The sequence below is a fragment of the Micrococcus sp. MS-ASIII-49 genome, from assembly GCF_000946635.1.
Taxonomy (GTDB): domain Bacteria; phylum Actinomycetota; class Actinomycetes; order Actinomycetales; family Micrococcaceae; genus Micrococcus; species Micrococcus luteus.
The window spans coordinates 15,421-34,278 of sequence record NZ_JXSP01000016.1 but is presented as its reverse complement, the minus strand read 5'-3'; the positions used below and the strand labels follow the sequence as shown (position 1 = coordinate 34,278).

Here is an 18,858-nt window from a genome sequence, read left to right as displayed (position 1 = left end):
CGACGACGGCGCCGGGGCGCGGCGCCGTCGTCGCCGGTGGGGCGGGTCGTCCCCGGCCCGCCGGGCTCACTCGGTCAGGTCGATCTCGTTGAAGACCTCGTCGTTGACCGGGCTCGCCGGGTAGGAGGCCACGCGCTTGTCGAAGGCCAGCGACGGGGCCGGGTGGGCGAGCGGGACCGCCGGGACGATCTCGGAGATCTGCTCGTTGATCTCCTGGTACTTCGGCGTCTGCTCCTCGAGCGTCGGGATCTGGCGGGCCTCCTCGAGGGCGGAGAACAGCTCCTCGTCGGTGAAGCCGAACTCGGGCTTCTCCTGGCCGAAGAACACGCCCACGAAGTTGTCCGTGTCGTTGTAGTCGCCGGTCCAGCCCAGCAGGTGGATGCCGTGGTCCGAGGTGCCCTGCACCTGGTCGAGGTAGTCCGGGCTCCACTTGGCCGGCTTCGCGTTCACCGTGATGCCCACCTCGGCCAGCTGGCTCGAGAGGTTGGAGAACGCCTGCTCGGGGGTCGGCATGTACGGGCGCGAGACGCCGGTGGGGTAGTTGAAGTCGATCGTGAAGCCGTCCGGGTAGCCGGCCTCGGCGAGCAGCGCCTTGGCCTTGGCGGGGTCGTGCTCGTACGTGGTGACGTCCTCGCTGTACCCGTTCACGGACTTCGGGATGAACTGGGTGGCGGGCTCCGTGCCCTCGGGGAGGGTCTGCGCGATGAGGGCGTCCTTGTCGATCGCGTGGGCGATCGCCTGGCGCACCCTGACGTCCTGGAGCTCCTCCTTCTCCTGGTTCAGGCCCAGGTAGAGGATGGTGAACGGGTCGCGGGCCACCACGTTGAAGCCGGCCTCGGACAGGGCCGCGGTGTCCGCGGGGGCCACGAGGTCGTAGCCGTCGATGTCCCCGGCCTCGAGCGCCTGACGGCGGGCCACCGGGTCGTCGATCACGCGGAAGGTGATGTCCGTGACCTCGCCGCCCTCGCCCCAGTAGTCCTCGTTGGCGGTGAGCTTGACGTCCTCGCCCACGCTCCAGGACTCGAACTTGTAGGGGCCGGTGCCGGTGGGGTGTGCCCGGGCGTACTCGGACATCTGGGGCGACTCGGCGGTGCCGCCGACCTCGTCCGCCTTGTACTCCTCGAGCGCCTTCGGCGACTGCATGGCGAAGGCCGGCAGGGACAGGGAGGAGATGAAGCCCGCGAACGGCTGTGCCAGCGTGATCTTCACCTCGTGCTCGCCGGTGGCCTCGCACTCCTTGTAGACGGCGTCCTCGGGCTTGTCCGCGAAGCCGCGGAACAGCTTGCCGTAGTAGTACGAGAGGGTCTCCGACTGCTGGATGCCCGTGAAGTTGTACCAGCGGTCGAAGTTGGCGCACACGGCCTCCCCGTTGAACGGCTCGCCGTCGTGGAAGGTCACGCCCTCCTTCAGCTGGAACGTGTGGGTCAGGCCGTCCTCCGAGGACTCCCAGGACTCGGCCAGCAGCGGCGCGGGGTCCGCGGTGCCCGGCTTCGTGCCCACGAGGCCCTCGAAGATCTGACGGGAGACCCGGAAGGTCTCGCCGTCGGAGGCGAAGGCCGGGTCCAGGGTCTTCGGGTCGGAGGAGGCGGCGAAGATGAACGAGCCGTCCACTTGGGCGGCGTCGCCCCCGCCCGAGCCGCCGGAGCCGCCGCCGTCGCGCTGGCTCTGGGCGCAGCCGGTGACGAGCAGGGCGCCGGCCGCGGTGAGCGCGGCGGCGGACAGGAGTCGGTGACGCAGACGGGTGGCCATGGGGGCTCCTCCGGGAGAGGTCTCAGCCGAGACGCGGGTGCGAGGGGACCGCGCCGTCGGGTGTGACCTCGGGCACGCTCCTGGACGTGACTATAGCCACAAGCGCGGGCGGGGACGCAACGCAGGCCGCGTCTGCGCGTGCGGCACGGCGCCCTCAGGCCCCGGTGGGCACCCGCTCCCGACGCGCGGCGGCCCGCTCGCGGACCCAGCGCAGCACGTCCTCCGGACGGTTGGTGGTGAGCTCCTGCACTCCCTGGGCGAGGAGGAACTCGGCGTCCTCGCGCTCGTCGACGGTCCACACCCGCAGGCGTCGCCCCGCCGCCAGCCACGCCTTCACGTCCGCCAGGTGCTCCCGCACGTAGGCCACGGAGGGCCCCGCCAGCCCGGCTCGGCCGCGCCAGACGAGCGCCTCGGACCCCGCCAGCGACTGACGCGCCGCCGCACGCACCGCCGCCCGGCTCAGCGGCCCCCGCGCGAGCCGGGTCGGCAGCTCCGTCGGCATGAGGTCCATCAGGGGGCAGAGGGGGTCCGTGCCGGCCAGCGGAGCCACGTGGCGCAGCGCGTCCGGATGGAAGCTCATGAGGGACACCTGCACCTGACCCACCCGGCCGGTCTCCGGGTCCCAGCCGGCCCGCAGCAGCTCCCGCAGCACCCGCTCCTCGAGCTCATGCCCGAACGGGGAGGGATGCTTGAGCTCCACGGCCAGACGCAGCGGCCGGTCCGCGGCCGTCGCGATCGCCAGGAGGTCGGCCAGGGTGAGCACCTGCTCCCCCGCGCCGCCGTACGCGGCGGGCGGCGCCGTCGTCGTGGCGGGCTCGGCCCCCGGACGCCGGGCGTGCCACGAGACGACGTCGAGACCGCGCAGACGATCCAGCGTGTGGTCCGCGACGGCGCCGCGCCCGTCCGAGGTGCGGTCCACGGTGGGGTCGTGCCAGCAGACGACCTCGCGGTCCCGCGTGAGCTGGACATCGCATTCGAGACCGTCCGCGCCCACGGCGAGGGCGTGGAGCATGGCGGCGCGGGTGTGCTCGGGGAAGGCGGCGGAGGCGCCGCGGTGGGCGATCACGAGGGCGGGCACGCCGCCAGGCTAGGGAGCGCGTGTGCCGGCCACGTCACCGCAGGGTGCCCGGCTGGTTAACTGGTGGGGACCATTCGGTGCACGCGATCAGGAGCCTCCCGTGTCCTTCTCCCCCGACCCCGCCCAGCAGCTGCTCAGCGCCGGCGCCCTCGAACGCGCGGCGGGCCTGCGGCGCATGAAGGCCGTCGCCCTGGGGCTGCTCATCCTGCTGGCCGTGGTGTTCGTGGTCGCGTTCCCGTTGCAGGACACCCACCCGGTGTGGGGCTACGTGCGCGCCGCCGCGGAGGGCGGCATGGTCGGCGCGCTGGCGGACTGGTTCGCGGTCACGGCGCTGTTCCGCCACCCGATGGGTGTGCCCGTGCCGCACACCGCCCTGATCCCGCGGAAGAAGGACCAGCTCGGCGCCGCGCTGACCGAGTTCGTGCAGGAGAACTTCCTGGACTCGGAGGTCGCCCACGAGAAGGTCGACGGACTGAAGGTGGCCGAGGCCGCCGGCGGCTGGCTGCGCCGTGAGGAGAACGCGGCCCGCACCGCCCGGGAGATCGCGACCGCGGCCCGGGGCGCCATGGCCGCGGCCGACGACGACGCCGTCCAGGAGCTGCTGCGCCAGCTGATGGAACGCCACATGGTGGCCCCGGACTGGTCCCCCACACTCGCGGGCGTGCTGGAGGACGTGGTGGCCGGACGGCACCACGAGCGCGTGGTGGACCTCGTGGTCGCCCACACCGGGGACTGGGTGGCCGCCCACCCCGAGCTGTTCGTCGAGACGGTGCGCCGTCGCTCCCCCGAGTGGAGCCCGGACCTCGTGGACCGCCTCCTCGCCGAGCGACTGCACGCCGAGACCCTCAAGTATCTCGCCGGCATCCGACGCGACCGGCAGCACGAGGCCCGCCGCGCCGTCGACGACTGGCTCGACCGCCTCGCCGACGAGATGCGGAACGAGCCGGCCACCCGCGCCTCGGTGGAGCGGTTCAAGCGGAACCTGTTCGCGGACGAACGGCTGCGTGCGTGGGCCGGGCGGGCCTGGGTCTCCCTGCGGGACTCGCTCCTGGACGCGCTCGAGGACCCGTCCTCCGACCTGCACCGCGCGCTCGTGGCCGCCCTGCGCGACCTCGGCGCCCGCCTGCAGGAGGACCCCGAGCTGCGCGACCGCGTGGACGGCCACGCCCGCCGCGCCGCGGCGTATGCGCTGAGCTCCTACGGCCCGGCGCTCACCGGGGTGATCGAGGAGACGGTCGCCCGCTGGGACGGCGAGCAGACCGCGCGCACCCTCGAGCTGTTCGTGGGCAAGGACCTGCAGTTCATCCGCATCAACGGCTCGGTCGTCGGCGCGCTCGCGGGCCTGGCGATCCACGGGGTGGCGACACTGTTCCTCTGAGACGGACCCGCTGCCCCGCACTTTCGAACGTGACATGGGGCGAATGGGCGCTTTCGAACGTGAGATAGGGCCTCTCTCACGTTCGAAAGCGCGGGGGCGGGGGCGACGGACGCGCGGGGGCGGGGCCGTCAGGCGGCGGGCTTGCCCTTCTTCTGCCTGTCGTCCTTCTCGTCCTTGCCGCCGGGCAGGGCGCGACGGATCGCGCCGAAGACGCCGCCGTCGTCCTTGGCGCCCGCCGACTCCCCCTCGGCGCGCCCCTGTGCGGCGCCCTCGCGGATCTCGCCGGGGATCACCATCGGCAGGGGGCTGAAGAGCTCCGCGGCGTTCTCCATCACGGCCTTGCCCATGGCGCGGTTGCCCACGCCGCCGATCACGGCGCCCACGCCGAACGGCACGGCGCGGCCCACGAAGCCGGCACCCTGCCGCAGGCGCATCTTGCGCATGAACGTCCTCTTGAGGCGATCCACCACGAACGCGCTGATGCCGGTGCCCGATGCGGTGCCCGCGAGCGCGTTGAGGCTGGACTGCGGGTCGTAGGGACGGCCGGCCTTGGCGGCGGCCTCGCGGAGCAGCTCCTTGGCGTCGTCGCCGAGCATGAGGCCCATGACGAGGGCCTGGGCGCGCTGCGGGTCCTGCGTGGTGATGCCGTGCAGCTCGGCGAGGGACTGCGCGTAGAGGGCGGTGGCCTCCATGAAGCCGGCGACCGCGGCACCGGACAGGCCGAGCGCGGCCACGGTGCCGATGCCCGGGACGATCGCGGTGCCGCCCACGGCGGCACCGGCCCCCGTGACGGTGGTCAGGTACTGCTGCCCGAGCCGCTCGGCGAGACGCTCCGGGCTCTCCCCCGGGTGCTTCGCCGCCATGCGCTGGATGTTCTTCAGGACCAGGGGGCGCTGGACCGCCAACACCGTGGAGAGGGCCTTCTCGAAGCCCTCCGTGGGCTCGCCGTTCTCATCGAGTGCCGACTTCAGCCCGAAGTCCTTCACCTTCCCGGACGCGTACCGGCCGATCGTCGAGTTCTTTGCCATGCGCGCCACAGTATCGGCGCGCGACCCCCGCGGTCAGGACCCGGGCGTCGCCGCGCGCAGGGAGTGCTCGAGGAAGATGCGCACGTCACGGACCTCGTCGGGGCCGGTCCCGTGCAGGATCCCGGGGTAGGTGCGCACGGTCAGGCGGGTGTGCTCCTCGGCCCACGCGCGGGTGTGGGCGACGGCGTCCGGATGGATCACGGGATCCTCGGCGTCCCGGCCCCAGAAGAACGGGCGCGGGCCCGGTCCCTCGGCCGGGGAGTCGAGCATGGCCAGCAGCTCGTTGTCGACGGCGAAGCCGCTCAGGCCCACACCGCAGGTGAACGCCTCGGGGCGCAGACGCAGGACCGTCGTCGCCATGGCCATGCCCTGGGAGAAGCCGAGCACCGAGACCGTGCGGAAGCCGGCCGCCACGACCTCCTCGGCGGAGAGCACGTCGAACACGCGGTGGGCGGCGGCGAGCACCTGGGCGAAGTCGGACTGCAGCAGCAGGTCGAGCAGGAACCAGCCGTGCGCGCCGGGGTCGCCCGGGCCTTCGGACGCCGTCTCGTCGATCTCGAAGCCGCCGCGCACCGCCAGGCCGGTGCACCGCTCCGGGAGCATCGGGAAGTGGCGGCGCGCCGCGCGGACCTCGTTGGAGCCGTAGCCGTGGAACACGAGCACCAGGTCCGTGCCCGCGCGCTCCGCCGGCGGGCGCGACCACACCACGCTGTGGCCGGAACTGATCGTCTCGGTGACTGGTGGGGGCGTGGGGCTCATGGCTCCATCCTAGGGAGGACCCCCGACCGGGCGTCATGCCTGGTCAGGGGCCGTTTTCGCGTGGGCCCTGCGGGGATCGAACCCGCGACCGGCGGATTAAAAGTCCGATGCTCTGCCAGCTGAGCTAAAGGCCCCCACCCGCGGCCGACGACGACGGCGTGCGGCCGACGACGGCGACCCTCGCGGGTGCCCTCCGATGGTAGCCCAGGCGCCCGGGGCACTACCGTGGACGGGGCCGCCGCCTCCGGCGACCACATCCCCACCCCGATGCGCCCTCGAAGGGAGCCCGCCCATGGCACGTCACCGCCTGCCCGCCGGCCGCGGCGCCAGCTCGAGCGCCTCGGGCGTGCTGCGCCCCCACCGGCCCCGCCTCTCGGAACCGCAGGAGCTCACGCACTTCGCCGGCGGCGAAGACCCGCAGGAAGTGGCCGCGGCGGCCTCGCGCCTGGCCCACGCCCTCGTGGCCGGCGGCCGCGCGGAGGAGGACCCGGCCATCGTCGAGCGGCTGGTCGGGCTGGTCCGCGAGCTGGGCGTCGAGACGCTCGCCGAGCTGTGGGCGGACGCCCCGCCCGTCTCGCTCGCCGGCGCCCTCTGGCGCCTCTACGCGCTGCAGGAGGCGACGACCCGCGACGGCGAGCGCTGGGCCGCCTGGTACCGCGCCGGGCACGCCGCCTACGCCTCGCGCGTCGTGGCGGGCGCCGTCGAGCCGCCGGGGCCGGCCGAGCTGCGCCGCCTCACGGACACGATCCTCACGGGCGCCTACCGCTCCGAGATCGACGTCGCGTTCGAGCGCGCCGCGGCCTACGCCCGCGTCGTGGCCCTGGGCCAGGTCGAGCACGCCGAGGGCTCCGAGGCCGCCGCCCCGGACCGCGCCGCCGCCCTCACCCGCCGGGCCGCGCGCCTGGTCAGCACCGCCGACGCCCTAGAGGCGGCGGGTCGAGCGTTTCGGGACGGATCGCTAGACTGAAGGGGACGGCGCCGGGCCGCTGGTAACCCCGGGCTCCAACACATAGCCGCTGCGAGCGGCCTTCCGCCGAGAGGCGTTCCCGGTCCGGCGTCGTCCTCGAGCCCTTCGCCACCCGTCGACGAGAGAGCGACCCCTGCCCATGTCCCCCCGCATGCCCTGGCTCGTCACGCGCGACACCCCGGCACTGCGCCACATGGCGGACCTCGCCGAGGCCCTGCACCGGGCCGTGCATCTGGTGGCCCAGGTCGCGGGGACCCGCGGACCCGAGGCGGACCGTGCCGCCCGTGAGCTCGAGGAGCTCGACTCGTCCTCGAGCGCCACCCTCATGGCCTTCCTCACCGCGCTGCGCAGCGCCTACGTGACTCCGCTGCCCCGTCAGGACCTCTACCGGCTGGCCAGCGGCGTGCACGCGACCACCCGGCGCGTCGTGTCGGCGGGCGTGCTGATCCAACGGGCCGACCTCGAGGAGCTGCCGACGCATGCCCTCGACGTCCTGGAGACCGTGGGCCGGCAGGCCGAGCTGCTCGCCCGCGGCGCCGCCGAGATGCGCGACCTCGACGCCCTGGAGGCCACGTGGATGCAGCTGCTGCGCGCCTCCCGCCGCACGGAGCGGATCATGGTCGAGTGGCTCGCCGATCTCGGCATGGACCTGCTGCAGCGCGACTACAACCGCCAGCGCGAGGTCGCCTGGGCGCTGCACGCGGCGCTCGAGGCCCTCTCCCGCGTGAACATGGACCTGGGCATGGTGCTCGTCCGTGAGTCCTGAGCCGGTGGAGGCGCCGTGACCGCGGGGCTCGCCGTCGTCCTCGTGCTGCTGTGCGCCGTCGGCGCGCTGATGGGGTTCCGTGACGCCCCCAACGCCGCGGCGCTGCCTGTCCGGTACCGGGCGCTGACCCCGCGCGGAGCCCTCCTCCTGACCGGGGCGGTCAACACCGTGGGCGCCCTGCTGGGCATCGGGCTCATCACGCTGAGCGTGCACTACTTCACCTCGCCCGCGGTGCGCAGCGAGGTCGGCCCCCTGGCCGTGGGCGTGTCCTGCGCGGTGACCCTCGTGTGGGGTCTGCTGCTGTGGTGGCGGCGCCTGCCCGGCTCCAGCACGCACGCGCTGATCTCCGCGCTGGCGGGCAGCCACCTCGCCGTGCGCCTGAGCCTGCACATCGACGTCGCCCACACCATCTTCGACCTCGTCCGCGCCGAGGTGCTGCTCAGCCTGCTGCTCTCGCCCCTGATCGCGTGGGCGCTCGCCCGCCTGCTCACCGCGCCCGCCATGCGGCTCGCCACCCGCGGCACCACGGTCAACGTCCAGCACCGGGCCCGCGTCGCGTTGGGCATCTCCGCCAGCGCCATGGCCATGGGCCACGGCCTGCAGGCCGGTCAGCGCATGGGGGTGCTGTGGGCCGCCGTGCTGGTGGGGTCCGGGTCCGTCCTGGCGCCGGACGCCCTGACGGCCGAGTTCGTGGGGGGCGCGTTCCTGTTCGCCCTCGCGGTCGGGCTCGGCACGCTGGGCGGCGCCTGGCGGATCGCCTGGACCCTCACCGAGCGTCTCGTGCGCCTCGACCCCCTGCGGGCGTCCGTGGCCGCCGTCATCCCCGCGGGCCTGCTGTTCGTCGGATCCCTGGTGTTCCACCTGCCCCTGTCCTCCACCCACACGGCGACGGCGGCCATCGTGGGCGCCGGCCAGACGCAGACCTACGCGTCCGTGCGCTGGCCCACCGTGCTGCGCGTGGTCGGCTGGTGGCTGCTCACGCCGGTGGCCTGCGCCCTCCTCGGCCTCCTCGGCACGCTGGCCCTCCTCCCGCTGGCCTGAGGCCGCGCCCGACGACGACGCCCGGCCCCGCAGACGCCGCGACCCCGCCCGGCGTGCGGCCGGACGGGGTCGGGGACGGAGCGCGGGGCGGCTCAGCCGAAACGGCCGGAGACGTAGTCCTCGGTCTGCTGGCTCGAGGGGTTGTTGAAGATGACGTCGGTGTCGTCGTACTCGATCAGCTTGCCGGGCTTGCCGACGCCCTGGATGTTGAAGAACGCGGTCTTGTCCGCCACGCGCGCGGCCTGCTGCATGTTGTGCGTGACGATGATGACCGTGTACTCCTCCTTGAGCTCGTTGATCAGGTCCTCGACGGCGAGGGTGGAGATCGGGTCGAGCGCGGAGCAGGGCTCGTCCATGAGGATCACGTCGGGCTGCACCGCGATGGAGCGGGCGATGCACAGACGCTGCTGCTGACCGCCGGAGAGGCCGGAGCCGGGCTTGTCGAGGCGGTCCTTGACCTCGTTCCACAGGTTGGCGCCGCGCAGGGACTTCTCCACGAGCTCGTCCGCACGGGACTTGTTCAGGCGGGTGCCGTTGAGCTTGTAGCCGGCCAGCACGTTGTCGCGGATGGACATCGTGGGGAACGGGTTCGGGCGCTGGAAGACCATGCCGATCTGGGAACGGACGCGGACCGGGTCCACACCGGGCCCGTAGATGTCCTCGCCGTCGAGCAGGAGCTGGCCGTCCACGGTGGCGCCGGGGAGCACCTCGTGCATGCGGTTGATGCTGCGCAGGAAGGTGGTCTTGCCGCAGCCGGAGGGGCCGATGAAGGCAGTGACGGAGCGGGGGGCGATGTCGATGTTGACGCCCTCGACGGCCTTGAACTTGCCGTAGAAGACATCGACGTCGACGGCCTGGATGCGCTTGGACATGAGTGGTTCTGTTCCTTCGTGGAAGTCTCTGGGGGGGGTGCGACGGGGTCGGGGCCGGCCGCCCGGGGGATTCCGGGCGGCCGGGCCTCACCGGCCCTTCTTGGGGGCGAACGCCTTGGCGATGAACCGTGCCGCCAGGTTGAGCAGCATGACGATGGTGACGAGCAGCAGGGCGGCTGCCCAGGCGCGGGCGGTCGAGGGGTCCGCCGCCGTAGGCGAGGTCGGGGCGACCAGCTGGCGGTAGATGTACACCGGCAGCGCGGTCATCCAGTTGTCGAACGGGTTCCAGTTGATGCTGGTGGCGAAGCCGGCCGTCACGAGGATCGGCGCGGTCTCGCCCGCCACGCGGGCGATGGCCAGGGTGACGCCGGAGGCGATGCCGGAGATCGCGGTGGGCAGGACCACCTTGGCGATGGTCTGCCACTTGCGCACGCCGAGGGCGTAGGCGCCCTCGCGCAGCTCGTTGGGCACCACACGGAGCATCTCCTCCGTGGATCGCACGACCACGGGGATCATGAGCACCGAGAGCGCGATCGCGGCCGTGAGACCCATCTGCACGGACTGCAGTGCGGTGGACTTGCTGCCGGTGACCAGGGTCAGGACCCACGTGATCGCGGCGTAGGCGAAGAGGCCGGCCACGATCGAGGGGATGCCGGTCATGACGTCCACGAAGAACACGATGGCGCGGGAGAACCAGCCGCCGCGGCTGTACTCCACCAGGTAGATGGAGGTGAGCATGCCGATCGGCACGGAGATCAGGGTCGCGATGATCGTGATCACGACGGTGCCGATCAGGGCGTGGCCGAAACCGCCCGCGAGCCCGCCGGCGGGCTTGCCGTCCTCCACCCACGCCGAGTCGTCGATGCCGGTGATGCCCTTCATGTCGTACGCCATGATCTGCGGGTTGGCGATCAGGGTCGGCAGACCGGCGGAGAGGACCGACCACAGCACGGAGACCAGCGGCACCAGGGCCACGAGGAACGCCAGCCACACGAGGTTGCGGCACAGGCCGTCTGCGGCGCGGCGCCGGTTCTCCATCACGCGGGTGGCCACGTAGAGCCCCGCGATGTAGAGGATGGCGGCGATGATCACGAAACCGACGACGTTGAAGGCGCCGCTGAGCAGCACGGTCAGGCCGGCGGCGACGACGGCCGCGGCAGCTGCGACGGCCATCCAGGTCCAGCCGGGCTTCTGACCCTCGGTCAGGGAGTGACGCCGCGGCGTCACGCTGTCCTCGGTGGCCCGGGGAGAAGTCGAGACAGTGCTCATGTCAGTTGGCTCCCGAGAATTCCTTGTGCTTGTTCACGATCGCGCGGGCGATCATGTTCACCGCCAGGGTGATGATGAAGAGCATGAGACCGGCAGCGATCAGCTCGTGCAGGCGCATGTTGAACGCCTCGGGGAAGTTGAGCGCGATCTCCGACGGGATCGTCTGGTTCCTGCCGGACTCCACGAGCGACCAGGAGAAGACGCCGCCGGAGAGCACCATGGTGACCGCCATGGTCTCGCCGAGCGCGCGGCCGAGGCCGAGCATGATCGAGGAGACGATGCCGGCCCGGGCGAACGGGAACACGGTCATCTTGATCATCTCCCAGCGCGTGGCGCCGAGGCCGAGCGCGGCCTCCTCGTGGAGCTTCGGGGTCTGGGTGAAGATCTCACGGCAGAGCGCGGTGATGATCGGCAGGACCATCACGGCCAGCACGACGCCCGAGGTCAGCAGGGTGCGGCCCGTGGTGGTGGCCGAGCCGCCGAAGAACGGGATGAAGCCCAGGTTCTCGTTGAGCCAGCCGTAGATCGGCACCATCAGCGGAGCGAGCGTCAGCCAGCCCCACACGCCGTAGACCACGGAGGGGATCGCGGCCAGCAGATCGATCACGAAGCCCACCGACTGCGCGATGCGCGGGGGCGCATAGTGCGAGATGAACAGGGCGACACCGATCGCGACCGGGGTGGCGATGAGCAGAGCGATGATCGACACCATCACGGTGCCGGCCATGAGCGGCCACACGTACTGGAAGAAGGAGTCCGCAGACACGAGCTCCGCGCCCGGCTGCAGGGCAGGCCATGCCTCCGTCAGGAGGAAGACCGCCACGAAGGCGAGCACGAGCAGGATCAGGACGGCGGCCGCAAGGGCCCCGCCGGAGAGGAGCTTGTCTCCGGCGGCTCCGCGGCGGGGGCCGCGCAGGCTGGACGGCTTCGGTGCCGCCTCGTTGGTGGTTGAGGACACAGTGCCTTCCCTCAGATCGACGTGCGTGGTGATGGACGGGCCGCGACGAACGAGAGCCCTGACGCGGCTTCAGCCGCCGGGCCCGTGGGGCCCGGCGGCCGAAGCGGCGGTGGGTCAGCCGACAAGAAGCGACATCAGCCCTTGACCGAGATGGCCTCGATGCGCTCCATGGCCTTCTTGCGGGTGTCCTCGGAGATCGGGGCGTTGCCCGCGGACTCCTCGGCGGTCTTCTGACCGTCCTCGGACACGACGTACTCGGCGAAGGCCTTGACCTGGTCCACGGTCTCCTGCGACTCGTACTGGTTGCAGTAGATGTGGTAGGAGACCAACACGACGGGGTACACGCCGGACTCGTCGGTGGCGCGGTCGAGCTCGATCGAGCCGTCCTCCTTGGCCTCGGACTTCTCGACGGTCGCGGCCGCGGCCTCGGCGGAGTACTTCACATACTCCTCGCCGACCTTCACGGACACGGTGCCCAGCTCGCCCACGGCGGAGGCGTCGGCGTAGGTGATGGCGCCCTCGGTCTGGGAGGCCAGGCCCACGACACCCTTGGTGCCCTGGGCGGACTCGGCGGTGATGTCGGACGGCCAGGTCTCGACCTCGTCATAGGACCAGGCATCGCCGGCGGCCTCGGTGAGGTAGGCGGTGAAGTTCTCGGTGGTGCCCGAGTCGTCGGAACGGTGCACGACGGTGATCGGGGTGTCGGGCAGCTCGACGCCCTCGTTCTGCGCGGCGATGGCCTCGTCGTTCCAGTTCTTGATCTCGCCGGAGAACACCTTGGCGATGGTCTCGGCGTCCATCTTGACCTCATCGACGCCCGGCAGGTTGTAGGCCACGGCGATCGGGGAGATGTAGGCCGGCACGTGGAACGCGCCCTCGTCGCCGCAGTTCTCCTTGGCGGACTCAGCCTCCTCCTCCTTGAGGGCCGCGTCGGAGCCGGCGAAGGAGGTGGCGCCGGCGAGGAACTTCTCACGACCGGCACCGGAGCCGTCCGGGGAGTACTGCACGGTCAGGTTCGGAGCGGTCTCGGTGACGCCCTGGGTCCAGGCGGTCATGGCCGCCTCCTGCGAGGAGGCGCCGGCGCCGACCAGGTTGCCCTGGACCTCGGAGGTGGTGCCCTGCTCGCCCCCGGCGGAGCCGGAGGCATCGGAGCCGCCGTTGCCGCTGTCCGCGGAGGAGCAGGCGGTCAGGGCGATGGCGGCCACGGACAGGAGGGCGGCGGAGCGGCCGAAGCGGTGAGCCTTCACGAAGAGCCTCTTTCAATCGGATGACGACGGTGAGGGCAGAGCGTCCGGCTGGCCCGGTTCTGCACCGCACCCGACCGTACGGTCCAGAGGTGAATCGAGTGCTCGGCCGGGGTGAACAGATGGTGAACGGGAGCGGCATTCGCAGGAATGATCTGTGCCGTGGACCACAATGCTTGGTTGAGCCTCGCACGGCGAGGGCTCCCCGGCGTCGGACTAGGCTGGCCGCATGACGGACCGCTTCGCCACCGCCACGGGCACGGTGCCGATGGTCGACCCCCAGACCCGCGGGGAGCGCCTCGGCCGCTTCCTGCGTCGGCGCGCCCGTGCGGGTTGGTCCCGCGTCCGCTCCTCCGTGGGCCAGGCCGCCCTCGTCGCGGTCTGCGCGGTGGGCGCCTATTGGTTCGCGGAGACCATCCTGGGCCACCAGCAGCCCCTGTTCGCCTCCACCGCCCTGCTGATCGCCCTCGGCTTCCAACGGGAGCCGAAGCTGCGCAAGGTGGCCGAGGTCGCCGTCGGCTGCACCGTCGGCATCCTGATCGGGGACCTGCTCATGGTCGGGCTCGGCCGCGGCCTGTGGCAGGCCTCGGTGGTCCTGTTCGTGTCCGTGATGGTGGCCCGGTTCCTGGACTCCGGCGCCACATTCACGATGCAGATGTCCCTGCAGTCCGTCCTCGTGGTCCTCCTGCCCACCGGCACGGGAGGGCCGTTCGTCCGCAGCCAGGACGCGATCGTGGGCGGCGTCCTGGCCCTGCTCGTCACGTTCCTCTCGCCCCAGGACGTGCGCCGTCCCGCGGTGCGTCAGCTGGGTGGACTCTACGACTCGATCGCCACGGTGCTGCGCGACCTCTCCCGGGCCCTGCGGGAGAACGACTCCCGCACCGCCTGGATGGCGCTCGTGGCCAGCCGCGGCACGCACACCACGCTGGAGGCGCTGCGCAAGGAGCTGCGCGTCACGCATGAGCAGACCGTGTTCAACCCGCTGCACCGCTCCTCGCGCTCCTTCGTGGAGGACGCGGTGAACGCGGCGGACCGCTCGGACCTGGCGGTGCGCTCCCTGCGGATCGTGGCCCGGCGGGTGGTCTCGGTCCTGGACGAGGGTGTGTTCGACGACGACGACCGCGAGCGCCTGGCCGCCTGGTTCGACGACGCCGCGGACGCCGTCGAGATCCTGCACCGCTCCCTCGTGGAGCCGCAGGCCGAGGGCCGCCATCGCTCGCTGTCCGTGGCGCGGGACGCCCTGGGGGCGTCCGCGTCCGCGCTGGACCCGCACCAGCTGGGCGGCGGGTCCGTGCACGGCGAGGCGCTCGTGATGCTGCTGCGGCCCATGATGGTGGACCTCATCGAGGCCACGGGCGCCGAGCACGACGAGGCGCGCGGCTACCTGCCCCGCGTCTGAGCCCGACGGCGGCGCGCGGCCCCGGCGGTCGACGGCGGGGCCGTGCGCGGGCCGGCTAACGCGTCCGCCCCGGATCCTAGAGTGGGCGCATGGCCACCAAGACCGCCCCGAAGCGCGCCCCCGGATACCGCTGCACCGAGTGCGGCTGGACCACCGTGAAGTGGGTCGGCCGCTGCGGGGAGTGCCAGTCGTGGGGCACGGTCGAGGAGATCGGGCTGACGTCGACCACCGGTCGCACGCGCGCGGCCACGGTCGCGGAGGTCGCGCCGCGCATCGCGGACGTGGACGCCACGCTGGCCTCGTTCCGCTCCACGGGGGTGCGTGAGCTGGACCGCGTGCTCGGCGGCGGCCTCGTGCCGGGCGCGGTGATCCTGCTGGCCGGCGAGCCGGGCATCGGCAAGTCCACGCTGCTGTTGGACGTGGCCGCCCAGACGGCGCGCGGCGCGGGCGGCGGCGGTCCGCGCTCGGTGCTGTACCTGACGGGCGAGGAGTCGGCGGCGCAGGTGCGCTCCCGCGCAGACCGGATCGGGGCGATCGCGGAGACCCTGCGTCTGACGGCGGAGACGGACCTGGGCCGGGCGCTGGGGCAGATCGAGCGGACTGACCCGGAGCTGGTGATCGTGGACTCCGTGCAGACCCTGCAGTCCACCGAGGTGGACGGGATCGCCGGGGGCGTCAGCCAGGTGCGCGAGGTGGCGGCCAGCCTCATCCGCACGGCCAAGGAGAAGGGGATCACCACGGTCCTGGTGGGCCACGTGACGAAGGACGGGACCATCGCCGGCCCGCGGCTGCTCGAGCACCTCGTGGACGTGGTCTGCCAGTTCGAGGGGGACCGCCACTCACGGCTGCGCCTGGTGCGTGCGGTGAAGAACCGCTTCGGGCCCACGGACGAGGTCGGCTGCTTCGACCTGCGGGAGGACGGCATCGAGTCCCTGGACGACCCCTCCGGCCTGTTCCTCTCGGGCGTCTCGGAGCCGGTCGAGGGCACGTGCGTGACGGTGACGCTCGAGGGCCGGCGCCCGCTCGTGGCCGAGGTGCAGTCCCTGCTCACCCCGTCCGCCGGCGGCAGCCCGCGCCGCACCGTCTCCGGCGTGGACGCGGCGCGCGTGAACATGCTCCTGGCCGTGCTCCAGCGCCGGGCCCGTTTCGCCCTCGCCCAGGACGACTGCTACGTGGCCACCGTGGGCGGCGTGCGACTCTCGGAGCCCGCCTCGGACCTGGCCGTGGCCGTCGCCGTGGCCTCGGCGAAGCTCTCGGCCCCCGTCCCGCAGGGGATGATCGCGGTCGGCGAGCTCGGGCTTGCCGGGGAGGTGCGCCCCGTGCCCGGCATCGGGCGACGGGTGCGTGAGGCCGCGCGGCTGGGCTTCACCCGCGCGCTGGTCCCCCGCTCCCCCGAGCCGCTCGGGGAGGTCCCGGCGGGCTTCACGGTGGCGGAGGTCGGCTCGATCGGCGAGGCCCTCGCCACGATCCCCACCTGGACCGGCGGCGACCCGGCCGCACGTCCGGAGGCCGGCCCCGGCCGCTGACGGCGCGCCCGGCTCAGCGGGACGGCGACGGCGACGGGTCAGTGGTCGTGGCGGGCGCCGCGGACGGCGAGGCCGACGCCGAGGCTGAGGCGGGCGCCGGAGCTGAGGCGGACCCCGACGGGGAGGTGCTGCCGCTCGAGGAGGGGGTGGCCGAGGAGCCGCCGTCCTGGGCCCCCGGGGCGAGCTCCTCGAGGATCTTCAGCGCGACGGGGCGGGAGGTGACGTCGCCGAGGCTGACCGTCAGCAGATGGGGTCCGGGCTCCGCGAGAGCGCCGAGTCGGCCGCAGTCCTGGCTCGAGGCACGGCCGGACCAGCGGTACACGGCGGTGAGCTCCTCGTGCGGGTACAGCACCCGCTGGGCCTCCGCGGGGTCCGCCTGGCAGATGCGGGTGGAGAAGACGTCGTCGCCCTCGGCCGTGCGGATCCTGAACTCCTGTCGGGCCGTGCCCACATCCGTGCGGCACGGGGTCGAGGAGAGGTTCGTGATGCCCAGGCGCAGCTCGGCCTCCTCGCCCCGCTGGTACTCGGACCGGTCCGCGGAGGCGGTGATCCGCAGGTCCGAGGGCTGGCACTCGGCCGCGTCCTCGAGGGCCACGGTGGGCGAGGCGGAGCCGGACTCGGCGTCCGTCGCCGGGGCGGGCGACGGGGAGTGCACCGGCGTCGGGGCGGCGGAGGGGTCGGCGTCCTCGGAGGAGAAGGCGCCGATCCCGGCGCGGACGAGCGCCACGACGGCCCACCCCACCAGGAGCAGGAGCACGAGGGCGAGCAGGGCGGCCACGAGCCGCCGGCGGCGGTAGACGGCGGGGGACGGCTTCGACCCGGGGGAAGTCGGACGAGACGGCATGCGATCCAGGGTAGGCGGCGGCGCGCCCTACAGTGGACGCCATGCCCGCGCCCGCCCCCCTCGTCCCGCCCACGGTGGACGTGCCGCGCCTGCACGACGCGGTGCTGGGCTGGTTCGCCGTCCACGCCCGGGACCTGCCCTGGCGCAGCCCGGACTGCTCCCCGTGGGGCGTGCTCGTCTCGGAGATCATGCTCCAGCAGACCCCGGTCGTGCGGGTGCTGCCCCGCTGGCGGGAGTGGCTGGAGCGCTGGCCCACCCCCGCGGACCTGGCCTCCGCCCCCACCGCAGACGTGCTCACGGCCTGGGACCGGCTCGGCTACCCGCGCCGGGCCCTGCGCCTCCAGGAGGCCGCCCGGGCCGTCGTCGAGCGCCACGACGGCCGGGTGCCGGCCGACCCCGCCGCCCTGCGCGCCCTGCCCGGCATCGGCGAGTACACGGCCGCGGCGGTCGCGAGCTTCGCGTTCGGCATCCCCGAGACCGTCGTGGACACCAACGTGCGCCGGGTGATCGCGCGCGCGGTCGCGGGTGAGGCCCTGCCCGGCAGGTCGCTGACCCGCGCCGAGATGCGCCGCGCCCAGGCCCTCATGCCCGAGGACCCCACCCGCGCCAACGCGTGGAACGCGGCCGTCATGGAGCTCGGGGCCCTCGTCTGCACCGCCCGCTCCCCCGCCTGCGAGCGCTGCCCCCTGGCGGAGACGTGCGCGTGGGTCGCGGCGGGCTCCCCGCCGCCGGTGGAGGTGCCGCGCGGCCAGGCCTGGGCCGGCACGGACCGTCAGGTGCGCGGGGCCGTGATGGCCGCCGTCCGCGAGCACGGGCGCGTGGCCGAGGCGGAGGTGCCCGCCGTCGTCGTGGCCGGGGGGCGGCTCGGGTCGCACCGCCCCGACGACGCGCAGTGGGCGCGGTGCGTGGCCGGGCTCGTGTCGGACGGGCTGCTGGCCCGGGACGACGACGGCGGCCTCACCTTCCCGGACTGACCTCGCCGGGGCACGGGGCGGCCCGCGGTGCGGCGGATCAGAGGCGGCGGATCATCCGCGTGTTGCCGAGGGTGTTCGGCTTGACCCGGGCGAGGTCCAGGAACTCGGCGACGCCCTCGTCCGTGGAGCGCAGCAGTTCCGCGTAGACCTCCGGGTCCACGGCGGACTGGTCCGCCATCACCTCGAAACCGTGCCGGCGGAAGAACTCGACCTCGAAGGTCAGGCAGAAGACCCGCTCGACGCCCACGGCCCGCGCCCGGCCCAGCAGCTCCTCGATGACCAGGTGCCCGACGCCGGCCCCCCGGTGGGCCTCCGAGACGGCGAGGGTGCGGACCTCGGCGATGTCCTGCCACATCACGTGGAGGGCGCCGAAGCCGGCCAGGGTCCCATCCGCCTCCTCGGCGACCACGAACTCCTGGATGGCCTCGTAGTAGGCCACAGCCTCCTTCTGGAGCAGCACGCGCTCCCGCGCCAGCGGCTCCACGAGCGCCTGGATGACCGGGACGTCCTGGGTCCGCGCCGAGCGGAGGGTGAGGGGGCGGTCGGCAGGCATGGGGTCCAGTCTAGGCACGGACATCCCGACCCCGGACAGACGGGAGCCCCCGTCCCGGCGGACCGGGCGGGGGCTCCCGCGGCGTCGACGGCAGGCTCAGGCCTGCTGCTCGCCCTCGTCCCCGGACAGGAACTTCTCCTGCGCGCCGTCGACACCCTTGTTCACGGTGTCGCCGTGCTCGCCGAGCTTGTCGCCGTGCTGCTCCTGAGCGTTGTCCACGGCCTCGTCGATCTTGTCCGAGTGCTGGTTTGCGAGGTTGTTCAGGTCACCGATACCCATGGGCGGCCTCCTTCTTCTCGGGGCTGCTCCGCGGCCGTCCCGGCGAGTGCCGGGCCGAAGCGGAGACAGGACCACCGTCGAGCGGTCACAGACCACAGTGGCACCGATCCCGCCGCGAGGGAACCCCTCTCGCGCCTGCGGGGAGGCGGGCCGGTTCAGCGGTCCTTCGCGAGG

18 protein-coding genes and 1 tRNA gene are annotated in these 18,858 nt (G+C 73.0%); 7 read left to right on the top strand and 12 right to left on the bottom strand.

Translation table 11 applies throughout. The features are described from left to right. Nucleotides 1-66: 66 nt before the first annotated feature. Complete coding sequence (locus tag SJ20_RS01055; RefSeq protein WP_041103597.1) at nt 67-1,749, bottom strand: ABC transporter substrate-binding protein; 1,683 nt, start codon at nt 1,747-1,749, stop codon at nt 67-69. Nucleotides 1,750-1,903: 154 nt separating this feature from the next. Next, nucleotides 1,904-2,827 (bottom strand): glycerophosphodiester phosphodiesterase, encoded by a 924-nt coding sequence (locus tag SJ20_RS01050; protein ID WP_041103596.1) that lies wholly within the window; start codon nt 2,825-2,827, stop codon nt 1,904-1,906. Between the two features lie 100 nt (nt 2,828-2,927). Here SJ20_RS01050 and SJ20_RS01045 point away from each other — a divergent pair, with 100 nt between their 5' ends. Then, entirely contained in the window at nt 2,928-4,205 is a 1,278-nt protein-coding gene (locus SJ20_RS01045; RefSeq protein WP_044658638.1) for a DUF445 domain-containing protein, read from the top strand. A gap of 128 nt (nt 4,206-4,333) precedes the next feature. Here SJ20_RS01045 and SJ20_RS01040 read toward each other — a convergent pair whose 3' ends face one another. The 3 genes from SJ20_RS01040 to SJ20_RS01030 all read right to left on the bottom strand — a co-directional run bounded on the left by SJ20_RS01040 (nt 4,334) and on the right by SJ20_RS01030 (nt 6,126). Continuing rightward, on the bottom strand, nt 4,334-5,233 hold the full coding sequence (locus tag SJ20_RS01040) for a hypothetical protein (protein ID WP_044658637.1): 900 nt from the start codon (nt 5,231-5,233) through the stop codon (nt 4,334-4,336). Nucleotides 5,234-5,266: 33 nt separating this feature from the next. Then, nucleotides 5,267-5,992: an alpha/beta hydrolase gene (locus SJ20_RS01035; RefSeq protein WP_041103593.1), complete on the bottom strand. Its 726-nt coding sequence runs from the start codon at nt 5,990-5,992 to the stop codon at nt 5,267-5,269. Between the two features lie 61 nt (nt 5,993-6,053). Continuing rightward, nucleotides 6,054-6,126: transfer RNA gene (locus SJ20_RS01030), tRNA-Lys, on the bottom strand. 158 nt (nt 6,127-6,284) lie between these two features. Here SJ20_RS01030 and SJ20_RS01025 point away from each other — a divergent pair. The 3 genes from SJ20_RS01025 (at nt 6,285) to SJ20_RS01015 (ending at nt 8,766) form a co-directional block, all read left to right on the top strand. After that, nucleotides 6,285-6,959: a hypothetical protein gene (locus tag SJ20_RS01025; RefSeq protein WP_041103592.1), complete on the top strand. Its 675-nt coding sequence runs from the start codon at nt 6,285-6,287 to the stop codon at nt 6,957-6,959. A 139-nt stretch (nt 6,960-7,098) separates the two neighbouring features. Further along, nucleotides 7,099-7,725, top strand: coding sequence for a hypothetical protein (locus SJ20_RS01020; protein ID WP_044658636.1), 627 nt, complete (start codon nt 7,099-7,101; stop codon nt 7,723-7,725). Nucleotides 7,726-7,740: 15 nt separating this feature from the next. Next, entirely contained in the window at nt 7,741-8,766 is a 1,026-nt protein-coding gene (locus SJ20_RS01015; RefSeq protein ID WP_044658635.1) for an inorganic phosphate transporter, read from the top strand. Nucleotides 8,767-8,858: 92 nt separating this feature from the next. Here the strand turns inward: SJ20_RS01015 and pstB are convergent, their stop codons facing one another. The 4 genes from pstB to pstS form a co-directional block, all read right to left on the bottom strand. Continuing rightward, nucleotides 8,859-9,638 (bottom strand): phosphate ABC transporter ATP-binding protein PstB, encoded by a 780-nt coding sequence (pstB, locus tag SJ20_RS01010; protein WP_044658634.1) that lies wholly within the window; start codon nt 9,636-9,638, stop codon nt 8,859-8,861. A gap of 87 nt (nt 9,639-9,725) precedes the next feature. Next, entirely contained in the window at nt 9,726-10,907 is a 1,182-nt protein-coding gene (pstA, locus tag SJ20_RS01005; protein WP_036384203.1) for a phosphate ABC transporter permease PstA, read from the bottom strand. Nucleotide 10,908: 1 nt separating this feature from the next. Continuing rightward, a complete protein-coding gene (gene pstC / locus SJ20_RS01000; protein ID WP_044658633.1) occupies nt 10,909-11,865 on the bottom strand; it encodes a phosphate ABC transporter permease subunit PstC in 957 nt (318 codons plus the stop codon). 134 nt (nt 11,866-11,999) lie between these two features. Further along, the gene (gene pstS / locus SJ20_RS00995; RefSeq protein ID WP_036384202.1) at nt 12,000-13,112 is read right to left on the bottom strand and encodes a phosphate ABC transporter substrate-binding protein PstS; all 1,113 of its coding nucleotides are present in this window, start codon (nt 13,110-13,112) and stop codon (nt 12,000-12,002) included. A gap of 226 nt (nt 13,113-13,338) precedes the next feature. Here pstS and SJ20_RS00990 point away from each other — a divergent pair, with 226 nt between their 5' ends. Further along, nucleotides 13,339-14,508 (top strand): aromatic acid exporter family protein, encoded by a 1,170-nt coding sequence (locus tag SJ20_RS00990; RefSeq protein WP_044658632.1) that lies wholly within the window; start codon nt 13,339-13,341, stop codon nt 14,506-14,508. 89 nt (nt 14,509-14,597) lie between these two features. Continuing rightward, the gene (radA, locus tag SJ20_RS00985; protein ID WP_044658631.1) at nt 14,598-16,034 is read left to right on the top strand and encodes a DNA repair protein RadA; all 1,437 of its coding nucleotides are present in this window, start codon (nt 14,598-14,600) and stop codon (nt 16,032-16,034) included. Nucleotides 16,035-16,047: 13 nt separating this feature from the next. Here the strand turns inward: radA and SJ20_RS00980 are convergent, their stop codons facing one another. Next, a complete protein-coding gene (locus SJ20_RS00980; protein WP_044658630.1) occupies nt 16,048-16,878 on the bottom strand; it encodes a hypothetical protein in 831 nt (276 codons plus the stop codon). 41 nt (nt 16,879-16,919) lie between these two features. Between SJ20_RS00980 and SJ20_RS00975 the strand changes: the two genes are divergently transcribed. Beyond that, nucleotides 16,920-17,852 (top strand): A/G-specific adenine glycosylase, encoded by a 933-nt coding sequence (locus SJ20_RS00975; protein WP_200891078.1) that lies wholly within the window; start codon nt 16,920-16,922, stop codon nt 17,850-17,852. 37 nt (nt 17,853-17,889) lie between these two features. On the opposite strand, the gene SJ20_RS00970 is transcribed toward SJ20_RS00975, so the two are convergent. After that, entirely contained in the window at nt 17,890-18,405 is a 516-nt protein-coding gene (locus tag SJ20_RS00970) for an amino-acid N-acetyltransferase (RefSeq protein ID WP_044658628.1), read from the bottom strand. A gap of 96 nt (nt 18,406-18,501) precedes the next feature. Then, the gene (locus SJ20_RS00965; RefSeq protein ID WP_041104640.1) at nt 18,502-18,684 is read right to left on the bottom strand and encodes an Rv0909 family putative TA system antitoxin; all 183 of its coding nucleotides are present in this window, start codon (nt 18,682-18,684) and stop codon (nt 18,502-18,504) included. Nucleotides 18,685-18,858 lie beyond the last annotated feature (174 nt).